Genomic DNA, 13,983 nt, shown 5'->3' with positions numbered 1-13,983 from the left:
GTGGTGGCCATGCCCCGGGCGGAGGCGGCGTACGCGGTGACGTCGAGGCGCGCTACGCGTTCGCGTCGAGCAGGCCCTGCACTTCCGCCTTCAGCGCGTTGAGGCCCGACTGCACGTCGACCTGGCCCGCGAGGATGGTCGCGACGCCGGCACCGATCGCCGTGTCGATCTGCGCGGTCACGGGCACGCGGTCCCACGCGGCGCCGCGTGCGTGCTCGGAGACCTCGGTGCGGAACGCCGTCTGGAACTTGTCGGCGGCCAGCTCGGGGATCTGGTCGGCGACGGACTTCGCGGCCGGCGCCACGGCCGACTGCTTGTAGAAGGCCGTCGCGGCGTCGACGTTCGTCGCCGCGTACGTGATGAAGTCGCGGCTCGTGAGCTCGCCTTCGCCGGCGCTCGCGAAGAGGCCGCTGCCCCAGGCGCGGTTGTACGACTCGTTGCCGCCGGCCGTCGGACGCGAGATCGCGCCGATGTTGTCGATGATGTTCTGCGCGGCGCCGTTCGTCTTCACGAAGGTCGAGGCGAGCGGAGCATCGTCGTAGAGGGCGGCGCGCCCGCTCGCGAACAGGATGCGCGCATCGCTGCGGGCCACGTTCGTCTGCGTCAGGCCCTCGTCCTGCAGCGACTTGTACCAGGTGATCGCCTTCACGCTCTCCTTGTCGCCGATCGTGCACTCGAAGTCGTCGGTGACGACCGGGCTGCCGAAGCCCCACATCCAGTGCGTGGCATCCTTCAGGTCGGGGTTCTTCGTGACCGCCGCGTACGGGATCAGCGAGGAGTCCTGCGACTTGATCTTCTCGAGCGCGGTCGCGAACTGCTCGATCGTCATGCCCGACTTGATGCCGACGCTCTTGGCGATCTCGCCGTTCGTGATGATGCCGATGCCGGCCGCCGTGAGCGGCAGCACGAGGAGCTTGCCGTCCATCGTGTACGCGTCGAGCACGCCCTGCGGGATGCCGAGCCCCTTGGCGAGGTCGGTGAGGTCGGCGAGCACGTTCATCGGCGTGAGCACCTGCCATCCGCCCGACTGGCCGACGCCCATGAGCTTGCCGGCGCGACCGGTGAGGGCGAGCTGGGTCGCCGCCTGGTCGTAGGGATAGGTGACGGGCGAGACCGTGACGCCCTCCGCCTTGGAGAAGTCCTTGAGCACCGCCTCCCAAGCGGGCTTCAGCGCCTCCTCGCCGAGCGAGTTGCCGTAGAAGTTGATCGTCTTGGCCTTGGTCGCCGCATTGGCGGCGGCGGAGGCTCCGGGCGCGGCCGGGGTGGCGCAGCCGGCGAGGGCGAGTGCGCCGAACGCGGCGAGTGCAGTGCCACCGCCGAGGAAGGCGCGGCGGCTGAGCTGCGAGGTCGAGATGTTCATGGGGACTGCTCCTTCGTCGGGTGTGGATTCGATGCGGTTCGGTTGATCACGGGCTACCCCTTGACCGCCCCCGACGCGAGGCCGGAGACGAAGTAGCGCTGGAGGAGGATGAAGATGATGGCGAGCGGCAGCGAGGTGATGAGCGATGCCGCCATCAGCGCCGGCCAGTCGGCAGTGCCGTCGCGGATGAACGCCTGGGTGAGGCCGGCCGGCAACGTCTGCTTGTCGGGTCCGGCGAGCGTGAGCGCGAAGAGCAGGTCGCTCCAGCCGCGCATGAAGGCGAACATCGCCGCCGTGATGAGGCCGGGCACCACGAGCGGGAAGACGATCTGGAACATCGTCGCGATGCGCGAGAGGCCGTCGACCTTGGCCGCTTCGAGGATCTCGTCGGGCAGGCCGTCGATGATGCCCTTCAGGAGGAACACCACGAGCGGCAGCGTGAACGTCGTGAACGAGATGATGAGCGCCGTGTAGGTGTAGAGCAGGCCCGCCGAGCTCAGCATCAGGTACAGCGAGATCAGGAGCAGCGCACCCGGGATGAGCTGCCCGATGAGGAACATGAACATGATCGCGTTGCGCCCGCGGTAGCGGAACTTCGAGAGCGAGTAGGCCATGATGCCGCCGACGAGCACGGAGAGCACGGCCGTGCCCGTCGAGACGATGAAGCTGTTCGCGAGGTTCTGCAGCAGCGCGTCGTTCTGGAAGAACCCGATGAAGTTGTCGAGGGTGGGGTCGACCGGGAAGAGCGGACGGTCGAGCGCGAACACCGCCTCCTTCTTCATGAACGCCGTCGACGTCAGCCAGTAGACCGGCAGGAGGCCGAACAGGGCGAGCAGGATGAGCCCGATGCGCCCGGGGATCGACAGTCTCGGGCGGATGATCGCCTCTCCGATGTCGCGGGCGTGACTCATCGCTTCTCCAGACGTCGGTTGAGCAGCAGGTATGCGCTCGAGATGATCGCGAGCAGGATGAGCCAGAGCACGCCCATTGCGGAGGCCTTGCCGAGCTCGTAGCTGCCGAACGCGAGTTGATAGAGGCTGACGGCGAGCGTCGTGGTCGAATCTCCGGGGCCGCCGCCCGTCATCACGAAGATCGTGTCGAAGTTGCCGAAGTTGTAGATGAACTCGAGCGTCGCGACGAGGGCCACGGGGCCGACGATGTGCGGCAGCGAGATGTAGCGGAAGCGCTGCGAGCGCGTCGCCCCGTCGATCGTCGCGGCCTCGAGCTGCTCGCTCGGCAGGGTCTGCAGCACCGAGAGGGCGACGACCATGATCCAGGGGAACGAGTGCCAGGTCTTCGCGATGACCACCGCGGCCATCGCGCCGGTGGGGTTGCCGAGCAGGCTCACCTCGGGCAGGCCCACCATCGTCAGGAGGTGGTTCAGCACGCCGTAGCTGTCGTTGAAGATCCATGCCCAGAGGAAGGAGACGACGACGCCGGGCAGGAGCCACGGCAGCATGAGCGTGCCGCGCAGGATGTTCCGCCCGCGGATGCGCGCGTTCAGGAGCACGGCGAGTGCCACGCCGAGGAGCACGGGGAAGATCGTCGCGAGCGTCGCGAAGGTGAGCGTCGTGCCGAGGCGCGCCATGAACTCGCCGAAGATCGCCGTGTAGTTGTCGAAGCCGACGAAGGTGCGGTCGGGGCGCAGGAGCGACTGGTCGTAGAGGCTCGTGCCGATGCTCGAGACGAGCGGGTAGATCGCGATCACGAGGAAGAGCAGGACCGCGGGGAGTGCGATCATGAATCCGAAGGTGCGATCCTTCGCACCGAGTGTCGAGCGCCGCCCGGATCGCGGCTCGGTCGTCTCGCGTTTCGCGGGCCGGTCGAGGATGGCTTGCTGCATTGCGTTCACTTCCCGAGAGATGGCGACCCTGCTTAGGGCCCCTGTGCGTCGTCGTCACAAGTGGTCAACGCTGACGTGCGGCCAGTAAACCACAATGCGGATCTGAAATCCACAAAATGCATGACTCACCCATATTTGGATTGCCTCGGCCGATTCCGCTCACTACACTGACGGCAACGGCGCAGCCCGAGCGGCTCGGAACGACGCGCGGCAACTGCATGGAGAAGGAGAGTCCCGATGGCATCGGAATCGGTCGGCGGCACACAGACCGTCGAACGGGCTATGTCCCTGCTGGCGTGCTTCACCGAGGAGGCCGGCGAGCTGCGAGTCTCTGAGCTCTGCGCCCTCACCGGTCTCGGCCAGTCGACCGTGTCGCGCATGATGTCGGCACTCGACCGCATGCGGTTCGTCGTCCAGGACGACCGGACGGGCCTCTACCGGCTCGGCCCCGCCGCCGTCTCCCTCGGCACGATCGCGCTCAACGGCTCCCCGATCTTCCGCGCCTCGCGCCAGATCGCCCAGAACCTCGCCCACCGGCTCGGCATCGGCGTGAACGTCGCCGAGCTCAGCGGCTTCACCTTCACCTACCTCTGCAACTTCGAGGGCGCACTCGCACCGAAGTCGTTCGCGATGGCGGGCCGCACCGCGCCCCTGCACGCGACGGGGCTCGGCAAGGCGCTCCTGTCGGGCATGCCGTCCGCGCTCGTCGACGAGTACTTCGCGAACGGGCCCCAGCGGTTCACCCCGCACACGATCGTCGATCGCGACGCCATGGAGGTCGCGCTCGAGGAGACCCGCAGCCGCGGCTACGCCACCGAGATCGAGGAGCTCGCCTTCGGGCGGGCCTGCATCGCCGCACCCGTTCGCAACCGCGCCGGCGAGATCGTCGCCGGGCTCTCCGCGAGCGGCCCGCTCTCGGTGCTCGACCTGCAGGCCCCCCACCAGGAGATCGCGCTGCAGGTGATCGAGGCCGCCGACGAGATCTCCGTCGCCCTCGGCTACAGCCCCTCCCACTCCGCGACGGCGTTCGCGTCCCTCTGAGCCCCGGCCTGAATCCGACCTGAACCTCAGCCCGAACCTCCGCCGCGGCATCCGTCGACGGCGTTCTCGATCATCCACGTCACCGGAGACCCTGTGAGAATCGCGCGCGTCCAAACGTTCCCCCTCTTCATCTCGAAGGAGGATGCCGACGACTCCTACGCGGGCGAGGCCGCGGTCGAGCACCGCGGCTACATGATCCGGCCGCCGTGGCGGAGCCTCTACTCCCCCGGCTACGAGACGCTGATCGTGAAGATCGAGACCGACGACGGCCTGGTGGGCTGGGGCGAAGGACTCGCCCCCGTCGCCCCCGAGGTCGCTGCGGCGATCGTCGACCACCTGCTCACTCCGCTCATCATCGGCGAGGACCCGCGTTCGGTGCGCACGCTCTGGCACCGGATGTCGGAGTCGATGCGCGAGCGCGGACACCTCACCGGACATCAGGCCGACGCGATGGCCGCCGTCGACATCGCACTGTGGGACCTCTGGGGCAAGGCGACCGGGCTCTCGGTCTCCGAGCTCGCAGGCGGACGGTTCGCCGACGTGCTGCCGACCTACGTGTCGGGGGTGCGCGGCGCCGACGACGCCGAGATCGCCGAGAAGACCGCGGTGCTCGTCGAAGCCGGCGTCCGCCGGTTCAAGATGCACCTCGGCACCGATCTCCGCACCGACCTCGCGACCTACGACGCCGTGCGCGGCGCGCACCCCGACCTGCAGGTCGCGCTCGACGCGCACTGGAGCTACCGCCTCGGCGAGGCGAAGGCACTCGGCCGCGAGCTCGACGAACGCCACGCCTGGTTCTTCGAGGCGCCGCTCGCTCCCGAAGACGTCGTGGGCCACCGCGACCTCGCGGCATCCATCGAGACCCCGGTCGCAGTCGGCGAGGCGATGCGCAGCCGATTCGAGTTCACGGACTGGCTGGCCCGCAGGGCCGTCGGTCTCACCCAGCCCGACATCGGACGCACCGGCATCACCGAGGGGCTCGCGATCGCGGCCATCGCCGACGCCTTCCACGCGCAGGTGGCACCGCACCACTCGGCCGCGTTCGGCATCGCGATGGCCGCCGGCCTGCACGTCGCGGCGAGCTCGCCGTCGCTCCTCGCGTTCGAGTACCAGCCGCTCACCCTGCCGGTCGCGAACCGGATCCTCACGACCCCCCTCGAGGTCGCCGCCAACGGCGACTTCACGGTGCCGACCGGCCCGGGGCTCGGCGTGAGCGTCGACGAGGACTTCGTGCAGGAGTTCGTGCGCCGCTGACCAGCATCCGTCGCACCCTCTGGGGCAGCGCGCCGCCTCGCTCTCGCGGCGCGCGCCCCGGCTCGGGTTCGACCCCGTCCCCCACTGCGAAGATCGAGCGTGCGCGCGATCTTCGCCGCACGAATGGGGGAAACATGAACGACGTCCGACCGGGAACCGTGCTTCCCGTGCCCGACCGCCCGTATCAGGGACCGGTCGCGTACGACGCGAAGAAGCTCGACGAGAAGTTCCCGCCCATCGAGCCGGCGCGGCCGCCGGCCCAGGCGCCGAACGTGCTCGTGATCCTGCTCGACGACGTCGGCTTCGGGGCATCCAGCGCCTTCGGCGGTCCGATCCGCACGCCCACCGCCGAGCGCCTCGCGGGCGAGGGCCTGCGCTACTCGCGCTTCCACACCACCGCCCTCTGCTCGCCGACCCGCGCCGCACTGCTCTCGGGCCGCAACCACCACTCCGTCGGCATGGGCCACATCACCGAGACCGCGACGCCCGCGCCCGGTTACCGCTCGACACGACCGAACACCGCCGTGCCGCTGCCCGAGATCCTCCGTCAGAACGGCTACAACACCGCGCAGTTCGGCAAGTGCCACGAGGTGCCCGTGTGGGAGTCCGGCCCGACCGGGCCGTTCGACCACTGGCCCGCGCAGAGCGGCTTCGAGCGCTTCTACGGCTTCATCGGCGGCGAGACGAACCAGTACACGCCGGCGCTCATCGACGGACTCACGACGATCGAGCCGCCGACCGACCCCGACTACCACCTGATGCCCGACCTCGCCGACAAGGCGATCGACTACGTGCGCCAGCAGCAGAGCCTGACGCCCGACAAGCCGTTCTTCGTGTACTTCGCGCCGGGCGCGACCCACGCACCGCACCACGTGCCGAAGGACTGGATCGCCAAGTACGAGGGGCGGTTCGATCACGGCTGGGACGCGCAGCGCGAGCAGACCTTCGCCCGGCAGAAGGAACTCGGCGTCATCGCCGCCGACTCCGAGCTGACGGCCCGGCCCGACGGCCTGCCCGCCTGGGACGACGTGCCCGACGAGCAGAAGCCCGTGCTCGCACGCCAGATGGAGGTCTACGCGGCCTTCCTCGAGTACGCCGACCACCACACCGGCCGACTCGTCGATGCGCTCGAAGAGCTCGACATCCTCGAGGACACGCTGATCTACTACATCATCGGCGACAACGGCGCCTCGGCCGAGGGCGGCATCAACGGCGCCTACATGCTGACCACGGCCTCGAACGGCGGCGGCCAGTTCGAGACGGTCGAGTTCTGGAAGGAGCACCTCGACAAGGTCGGCGGCCCCGAGGCGTACAACCACTACTCGGTCGCCTGGGCGCACGCGATGTGCACCCCGTACCAGTGGACCAAGCAGGTCGCCTCGCACTACGGCGGCACCCGCAACGGCACGATCGTGCACTGGCCGAGCCGCATCGCGGCGAAGGGCGAGGTGCGCGAGCAGTGGCACCACGTCATCGACCTCGCGCCGACCGTGCTCGACGTGGCGGGCCTCGCCGAGCCGCACACCGTGAACGGCGTCACGCAGGAGCCGATGCACGGCGTCTCGATGGCGTACAGCTTCGACGACGCCTCCGCCGACGACCGTCACACCACCCAGTACTTCGAGCTCATGGGCAATCGCGGGATCTACCACCGCGGCTGGACCGCCGTGACCAAGCACCGCACGCCATGGGACGTCGTGTCCAAGGCCCCCGACTTCTCGCTCGACGTGTGGGAGCTCTACGACACCACGACCGACTGGACGCAGGCGAAGGACCTCGCGGGCGAGCAGCCCGAGAAGCTCGCCGAGCTGCAGCGGCTCTTCCTCATCGAGGCGGCGCGCCACAACGTGTTCCCGATGGACGACCGCGCCGCCGAGCGCATGAACCCCGAGATCGCGGGCCGTCCGACGCTCGTCAAGGGCGACCGCCTGCGGCTCTACCCCGGCATGGTCCGGCTCGGCGAGAACGTCGCGATCAACGTGAAGAACCGCTCGTTCTCGGTCACGTCCGAAGTGGTCGTGCCCGACGACGGCTCGCTCGAGGGCGCGATCGTCGCGCAGGGCGGTCGCACGGGCGGCTGGTCGTTCTTCGCCGAGGACGGCAGGCTCGGCTTCCACTACAACTACTGCGGCCTGCAGCGCTCGACCACCCTGTCGGAGGCCGCGCTCGGCGCGGGCGAGCACCAGGTGCGGGTCGAGTTCGCCTACGACGGCGGCGGTATCGGCAAGGGCGGCGACGTCTCGCTCTTCATCGACGGCAAGGCCGCGGGCACCGGCCGCGTCGAGCACACGCACGCGCTCTACTTCTCGTTCGACGAGGGGCTCGACACGGGTTGCGACACCGGCATGCCCGCGTACGAGGGCTACAAGGAGTGGGGCGGCGCGTTCAGCGGCACCCTCGAGTGGGCCGAGGTCGCACTCGGGGTCGACGACCACAACCACCTCGTCGACCCCGAGGCGCACCTGCAGGCGGCGTTGCGTCACCAGTAGCATCCGTTGCGTTCGCGCGCCGCATTCCACGTGAATACGGCGCGCGACGCAGGAATCGTGAGGCTTTTTTGCGGTTCCGTCGAGGTATGTGAAGATTTCCCGTGGCCCGCCGGCTCCCGGCCGGCCGAGCCGAAAGGGACCTCCCGATGCACCGCACCGAACTCGACCTCGCAGCGAACGAGCCGCGCGACCCCGCCACCCGCATGCACTCGACCTCCGACGAGACCTCGCACCTCGTCGACCTCGTGCTCGCGTACTCGCGCCGCCGCATCCTAAGCGACGACACCCCGCTCGACAAGCCGGTCACCGAGCCCGAGCTGCGTCGCCTCGCCGGCCGCACGATCGACGAGCAGGGCATCGGCGCCGCCCGCGCGCTCGCGCTCTTCGAGCACGTGCTCGCCCCCGCGTGCATCACGACCGACCACCCGCAGTACCTCTCGTTCATCCCGACGGCGCCGACGAAGGCCGCGACGGCCTTCGACCTCGTGGTCTCGGCGAGCGCCCTCTACGGCGGCTCGTGGCTCGAGGGTGCGGGCGCCGTCTACGCCGAGAACGAGGTGCTGTCGTGGCTCGGCCGCGAGTTCGGCCTGCCCGCCGGCGCCGGCGGCGTCTTCGTGCAGGGCGGCACGCTCGGCAACCTCTCGGCCCTCGTCGCTGCCCGCGAGGCCGCGCGCCACCGGCTCGGCGACGGCGCAGCGGATGCCGCGGTGCCCGCGCCGCCCGGCGGCCGCTGGAGGATCGTCTGCAGCGCCGAGGCGCACTCCTCGATCGCGTCGGCCGCCCGGGTGATGGACGTCGACGTGGTGCCCGTGACCCCGGCCGACGACGGCATGCTGCGGGGCGACGACGTTCGTGCGGCACTCGAGGAGCACGGGGCATCCGTCTTCGCCGTCGTCGCGACCGCGGGCTCGACGAACTTCGGCATCGTCGACGACCTCGCCTCGATCGCCGCGCTGAAGGCCGACTTCGACTTCTGGTTCCACGTCGACGGCGCCTACGGCCTGGCCGGCATGCTCTCGCCTCTTGCCCGACACCGCTTCGCGGGCGTCGAGCACGCCGACTCGGTGATCGTCGACCCGCACAAGTGGCTCTTCGCCCCCTTCGACGCGTGCGCCCTCATCTACCGCGACCCCGAGCAGGGTCGCCGCGCCCACACGCAGCACGCCGAGTACCTCGACACGTTGACCGAGGGCGGCGACTGGAGCCCGTCGGACTACGCCGCGCACCTCACGCGCCGCGCACGCGGACTGCCGCTCTGGTTCTCGCTCGCGACCTATGGCGGCACGGCCTACCGCAAGGCGATCTCGACCTCGATCGCGCTCGCGCAGCGCATCGCCGACGAGATCGATTCGCGCGAGGGGCTCAGCCTCGTGCGCTCACCGCAGCTGTCGGTCGTCGTGTTCGAGCGCGACGGCTGGACGAAGGCCGACTACGACACGTGGTCGGCGCGCCTCCTCGACGAGCAGCGGGCGTTCGTGACGCCGAGCTCGCATGCCGGCCGGCCGAACACCCGCTTCGCGATCGTGAACCCGAACACGACGTTCGAGCACCTCGTCGCGATCCTCGACACGATGTAACGGCCATCGTTCGCGATCATTGAACTATTCGGTTCAGTGTTGTACACTGAACCACATGGTTCAGCAATCAACCCTCGACGCATCGACGCTCGACCGGGCCTTCGGCGCCCTCGCCGATGAGACCCGGCGTGGCATCCTCACGAGGCTCGGCGCCGGGCCCGCGACGATCACCGAGCTCGCCGAACCGAGCGGCATGACCCTCACCGGCATCCGCAAGCACGTCGACGTGCTCGAATCCGCCGGGCTCGTCGCGACCGAGAAGGTCGGCCGCGTGCGGCAGGTCACCCTCGGCGCCGAACGATTGGACGACGCCATGGCATGGATCACCTTCTATCAGCGGCTCTGGGCACGTCGACTCGACGGCCTCGACGCCTACTTCACCCTCGCGAAAGGAACGGAATCATGAGCGACACGACGACGAACGAGACGATCGGCCTCCGACTCCAACGCCGGCTTCCCGCCACTCCCGAGCAGGTCTTCGACGCCTACACCGATGCCGAGCAGCAGAAGATCTGGTTCTCGATCCTCGACGAGGAGCCCGGCATCGTCGAGATCGACGTCGACCTCCGCGTCGGCGGCACGCAGACCGCGGTGTGGGGCCCGAACCGCGAGACCCTGTTCCGAGAGGTGCAGACCTTCCTCGAGATCGACCGCCCCCACCGACTCGTCACCGAGTCGACCGGCAGCGGACCCGACGGCGAGAGCATGACGACGCACGTCGTCGTCACGTTCGAGGCCGCCGACGGCGGCACGCTCGTGACGGTCGAGCAGACGGGCTTCCCGACGCCCCAGGTGCGCGACTTCTTCCAGACCGAGGTCTGGATCGGCGCCTTCGATCGCATCGAGGCGTACCTCACCCGCGGCTGACGCACGGCAGCGGGCGCTTGCGGGAACACCCCGTGGGCGCTCGTTCTGCGTCGCGTCAGACGCGAGCGACGGCGATGTGCGCCGCGAGCGCGCTCGTCGGCGCGACGTCGGCGAGCGCCGCAGCGCCGTCGAGGGGGTGCGCATCGCCGAGGCGGATCTCGGCGCCGGGAATCTCGGTACGGATCGCCGCGACGAACTCGCGCCCGAGCACCTCGCCGAGGAACAGGCCGCCGACCCCCCGCACGTGCGTGTCGTGAGCGCCCGATTCGCCGACCCGGCGGAGTCCTGCGAACGCGGATGCCGCGAGCTCCCGCGCCCCATCGGTGATGATCCGCTCGGCGACCGCATCGCCGGCGGCCGCGGCGTCGGCGACCGCCCGCGCATACGACGCGATGCGCTGCACGCGGCCGAGGTCGCCCTGCAGCTCGATGTACGCCGCTTCGAGGTCGGGGAAGTCGGCCTGCACGACCTCGGTCAGCGCGGTCGCGGCGCCGCGGCCGTCGTGGGCGCGCATGACGGCTTCGAGCCCGGCCCGCCCGAGCCAGTAGCCGCTGCCGGCGTCGCCCATGATGTAGCCCCACCCGTCGACCCGGGCGATCTCGTCGGCGCCGACCGCGAGCGTCACGACGCCCGTACCGGCCGCGACGACGACGCCGCGCTCGTCACCGAGGGCACCGAGGTAGGCGGTGATGGAGTCGTGCGCGAGGTGCACGCTGCGAGCGCCGATCGGCGCTGCGGCGGCAAGCAGGTAGCCGGCGTCGAACTCGTCGTCGGTCAGCCCCGAGACCCCGAGCCCGATGCGTTCGGCCGTTCGGCCGCCCTCGTGCGCCTGCTCGATGATGCGCGCGAGCTGGGGCAGCAGCGGCAGGTCGGTGCGGATGCCGGGGGCCGACCATTCACCGGAGCCCGAGGCATCCGTGTGCCTGACCTTGATGCCCGACTGGCCGGCGTCGATCGCGAGAGTGCTCGTCGAATTCACGGCTGCGACGCTACCAGCTCAGGGGCGCGCCGAACGTGGCGCGACGCTCATGCCGATCGGTCGGCGGTCGAAGCGTCGGGGTTCATGGGGTCGTCGAACCCCGCGGATGCCTCTGCGAGCAGCAGCTCGGTCCGCACCGTGTTCCATCGCGCAGTCGCGTTCAGCGCCCTCGAAGCCGAGATCAGCAGCACGATGAGGCAGACGAGCACGGCGAGCAGCGTGAGCGCGAACAGTACCCACGCCGCGGAGTACAGCAGGTCGAAACCGAACGGTCCATACATCCCTCGACGCTAGCGGCGATCGACGGTCGGGTCGCCGCTCGCGCGCAACTGTGGAGAACTCGCGCTACGGCGAGACGGGCACCGGCGCCGAGAGGTCGTCGATGATGCGGTCGATCTCGGTGAGCGCGTAGTGGGCGAGCTCGCGCTGCGCGACATCCGCTGCACTGCCCGGCTCCTCCTCGAGGTCGCCGATCACGATGATGTTCTCGTCGTTCAGGGTGTTGGCGGGCGCCGTGTAGTTGAAGCTGCCGACGATGATGAGCCGTTCGTCGATGACCATGAGCTTGTGGTGGAGCTTGCGCACGCCGGTGTTGCGGCGGTTCGCGAAGAGCTCGACGTCGCCGTGGCCGAGGTCGCTCGTCGCCGCCCACTTCGCGGCGCCCTGGTCGCGGTCGAGCACGCCGCGGATGCGCGACACGAGCGGGCGCAGGCGGATCATGGTGTCGTCGATGCCCGACGACTGCGCGAAGGTGAACATCGCGAAGTCGATCGAGTCCTTCGCCTTCAGCATCTGCTTCATGATCTCCATCTCGGGGCCGTGCCGCGGGGCGAACAGCGGCTTGACCCGCACCTCGGGCAGGTCGAACTCCTTCGGCTTCGGCTCGACGCGCTCGTGCAGGTCGCCGAACGTGCCCGAGCGCATCCGCTCGAACTCGCGCAGGTACTCGGTGGCGGCGAGCTGGCCGGTCAGCACGACGACGTGGTTCAGGTTCTGGCCGGCCCCGATGCCGACCTCCTCGTTCTTGCCCGTGTCGGTGAGCGTGAAGTTGGTCGAGCCCGTGAGCACTGCCGCCCTCGGCTTGCCCGAATCGCGCACGATGAACTTCTGGTGGAAGATCTTCGGATTCAGGTCGCTGATCACGTCGACGCGCGCCTTCAGCAGGGCGCCCATGATGACGCGGTTCTCCTCGTGGGCGCCGGTGACGCCCCACGGGTCCTCGAGCGCCTTCTCCTCGGTGAGGTAGTCGCCCTCGAGGATGACCCGCACCCGCACCCCGCGCAGCTTGGCCGCGAGGATCGCCTGGGCGATCGGCCGGGAGTCGATCTCCTGCACGGCGATGGCGAGATTGTGCTCGGCGTCGCCGATGAAGTCGCGGATCGCCTGGTCGAGATCGTCGGGGCCGCCGACCGCGGTCGGCCCCATGTAGAGCTCCACTCCCCCGATGCTGACCGACATGGCGCGCTCCTCTCGTGAGAGATTCTCAGGAATATCGTCGCCCTCGCGACGCGGTGCGGCATCAGTGCCCGCACGGAGCGACGGCGCAGTGCTGCCGCGACCGTCGCCGCCGTCGCCACCGCCGTCGCCGCCGGCGCCGGCGGCGCTACGCTGGCCAACCATGAGCGCATCCATCGTCATCTCGGGACCGGCCGCCTGGAACCGCATCGTGTACCTCGAGCACCTGCCCGAGCCCGTGCCCCACATGCAGTTCGCGCTCGACGACTACGAGACGATCGGCGGCACCTCGGCCGGCAAGGCGCTCGGACTCGCCGGCCTCGGCCGCCCCGTGCTGCTGCACACCCTCATCGGCGACGACGTCGAGGGCCGCCGGGTGCAGGGCGCGCTCGAGGCATCCGGCGTCGCGCTCTCGAGCCTCGCCGCCGCGCGCACCGAGAGCCACCTCAACCTCATGACGCGGCAGGGCGAGCGCGTCTCGCTCTACCTCAGCGCGCCCGCCGACCCGGGCACGCCGCCGTCGGCCGAACTGGCGCAGGCGATGGCGGATGCCCCGGCGATCGTGCTCGACCTCTCCGAGCGTTCGCGCGGACTCATCGATGCGGCGCGCGCCACCGGCCGGCCGATCTGGACCGACATCCACGACTACGACGGCAGCGCCGACTTCCACCGCCCGTTCATCGACGCCGCCGACTGGATCTTCATGAACGCCGACCGCATCGGCGACGACCCGCGGCCGTTCATGGAGCAGTGCGTGCGCGACGGGGCATCCGTCGTCGTCTGCACTCTCGGTGCGCAGGGCGCGATCGCGGTCGCGCGCGGCGACCGCGACGGCGAGCGGATGCCCCTGACCGAGGTCGCCGCCGTGCCCGTCGAGGTGCTCGACACCAACGGGGCCGGCGACGCCTTCATGGCCGGCGTGCTCGACGCGCACCTCGGCGGCGCCGCGCTCGGCGAGGCTCTCGAGGCGGGCGCCCGGCACGCGGCGTCGGTGCTGACGACGCGGCACCTGCATCCGGTGCTCGACGAGGTGCTCGCGGTCGCCTGAGCGACTCCCCCTCCACAGGCACCGCTCGGCGGAAGTTCTGCACAGGCAAACAGGCCGATCAGAGCAGATT

At 69.8% G+C, this 13,983-nt stretch carries 13 protein-coding genes; 7 read left to right on the top strand and 6 right to left on the bottom strand.

From position 1 onward, the window contains the following. Nucleotides 1-52 precede the first annotated feature (52 nt). From ACFTQE_RS09055 to ACFTQE_RS09045, 3 genes are read right to left on the bottom strand one after another with little or no spacing between them, the layout of a single operon-like run. On the bottom strand, nt 53-1,360 hold the full coding sequence (locus ACFTQE_RS09055; RefSeq protein ID WP_376924738.1) for an extracellular solute-binding protein: 1,308 nt from the start codon (nt 1,358-1,360) through the stop codon (nt 53-55). Between the two features lie 53 nt (nt 1,361-1,413). Then, entirely contained in the window at nt 1,414-2,271 is an 858-nt protein-coding gene (locus ACFTQE_RS09050) for a carbohydrate ABC transporter permease (protein WP_376924737.1), read from the bottom strand. Then, entirely contained in the window at nt 2,268-3,203 is a 936-nt protein-coding gene (locus tag ACFTQE_RS09045; protein WP_376924736.1) for a carbohydrate ABC transporter permease, read from the bottom strand. Before ACFTQE_RS09045 ends, ACFTQE_RS09050 begins: the two co-directional genes overlap by 4 nt. A gap of 237 nt (nt 3,204-3,440) precedes the next feature. Here ACFTQE_RS09045 and ACFTQE_RS09040 point away from each other — a divergent pair, with 237 nt between their 5' ends. From ACFTQE_RS09040 to ACFTQE_RS09015, 6 genes are all read left to right on the top strand, one after another. After that, nucleotides 3,441-4,244 carry an IclR family transcriptional regulator gene (locus tag ACFTQE_RS09040; protein ID WP_376924735.1) on the top strand — a complete coding sequence of 268 codons (804 nt, stop codon included), beginning with the start codon at nt 3,441-3,443 and terminating at the stop codon, nt 4,242-4,244. 93 nt (nt 4,245-4,337) lie between these two features. Continuing rightward, a complete protein-coding gene (locus ACFTQE_RS09035) occupies nt 4,338-5,498 on the top strand; it encodes a mandelate racemase/muconate lactonizing enzyme family protein (RefSeq protein ID WP_376924734.1) in 1,161 nt (386 codons plus the stop codon). Nucleotides 5,499-5,632: 134 nt separating this feature from the next. After that, nucleotides 5,633-7,987, top strand: a complete 2,355-nt coding sequence (locus ACFTQE_RS09030; RefSeq protein WP_376924733.1) for an arylsulfatase — start codon at nt 5,633-5,635, stop codon at nt 7,985-7,987. Nucleotides 7,988-8,133: 146 nt separating this feature from the next. Next, complete coding sequence (locus tag ACFTQE_RS09025; protein WP_376924732.1) at nt 8,134-9,564, top strand: pyridoxal phosphate-dependent decarboxylase family protein; 1,431 nt, start codon at nt 8,134-8,136, stop codon at nt 9,562-9,564. A 55-nt stretch (nt 9,565-9,619) separates the two neighbouring features. Then, nucleotides 9,620-9,970: an ArsR/SmtB family transcription factor gene (locus ACFTQE_RS09020; protein WP_376924731.1), complete on the top strand. Its 351-nt coding sequence runs from the start codon at nt 9,620-9,622 to the stop codon at nt 9,968-9,970. Further along, nucleotides 9,967-10,431 carry an SRPBCC domain-containing protein gene (locus tag ACFTQE_RS09015; RefSeq protein ID WP_376924730.1) on the top strand — a complete coding sequence of 155 codons (465 nt, stop codon included), beginning with the start codon at nt 9,967-9,969 and terminating at the stop codon, nt 10,429-10,431. Before ACFTQE_RS09020 ends, ACFTQE_RS09015 begins: the two co-directional genes overlap by 4 nt. Before the next feature lie 55 nt (nt 10,432-10,486). Here ACFTQE_RS09015 and ACFTQE_RS09010 read toward each other — a convergent pair whose 3' ends face one another. The 3 genes from ACFTQE_RS09010 to ACFTQE_RS09000 all read right to left on the bottom strand — a co-directional run bounded on the left by ACFTQE_RS09010 (nt 10,487) and on the right by ACFTQE_RS09000 (nt 13,030). Continuing rightward, nucleotides 10,487-11,410 (bottom strand): BadF/BadG/BcrA/BcrD ATPase family protein, encoded by a 924-nt coding sequence (locus ACFTQE_RS09010; protein ID WP_376924729.1) that lies wholly within the window; start codon nt 11,408-11,410, stop codon nt 10,487-10,489. 47 nt (nt 11,411-11,457) lie between these two features. Continuing rightward, nucleotides 11,458-11,691, bottom strand: a complete 234-nt coding sequence (locus tag ACFTQE_RS09005; RefSeq protein WP_376924728.1) for a hypothetical protein — start codon at nt 11,689-11,691, stop codon at nt 11,458-11,460. Nucleotides 11,692-11,755: 64 nt separating this feature from the next. Next, nucleotides 11,756-13,030, bottom strand: a complete 1,275-nt coding sequence (locus ACFTQE_RS09000) for a phosphatidylserine/phosphatidylglycerophosphate/cardiolipin synthase family protein (RefSeq protein ID WP_376924727.1) — start codon at nt 13,028-13,030, stop codon at nt 11,756-11,758. Between ACFTQE_RS09000 and ACFTQE_RS08995 the strand changes: the two genes are divergently transcribed. Continuing rightward, the gene (locus tag ACFTQE_RS08995; RefSeq protein ID WP_376924726.1) at nt 13,029-13,913 is read left to right on the top strand and encodes a carbohydrate kinase family protein; all 885 of its coding nucleotides are present in this window, start codon (nt 13,029-13,031) and stop codon (nt 13,911-13,913) included. The genes ACFTQE_RS09000 and ACFTQE_RS08995 overlap by 2 nt on opposite strands. The last annotated feature ends 70 nt before the right edge of the window (nt 13,914-13,983 follow it).

The sequence above is a fragment of the Agromyces sp. NPDC056965 genome (genome assembly GCF_042673425.1).
GTDB lineage: Bacteria > Actinomycetota > Actinomycetes > Actinomycetales > Microbacteriaceae > Agromyces.
This window is presented reverse-complemented; position numbering and strand designations above follow the sequence as displayed.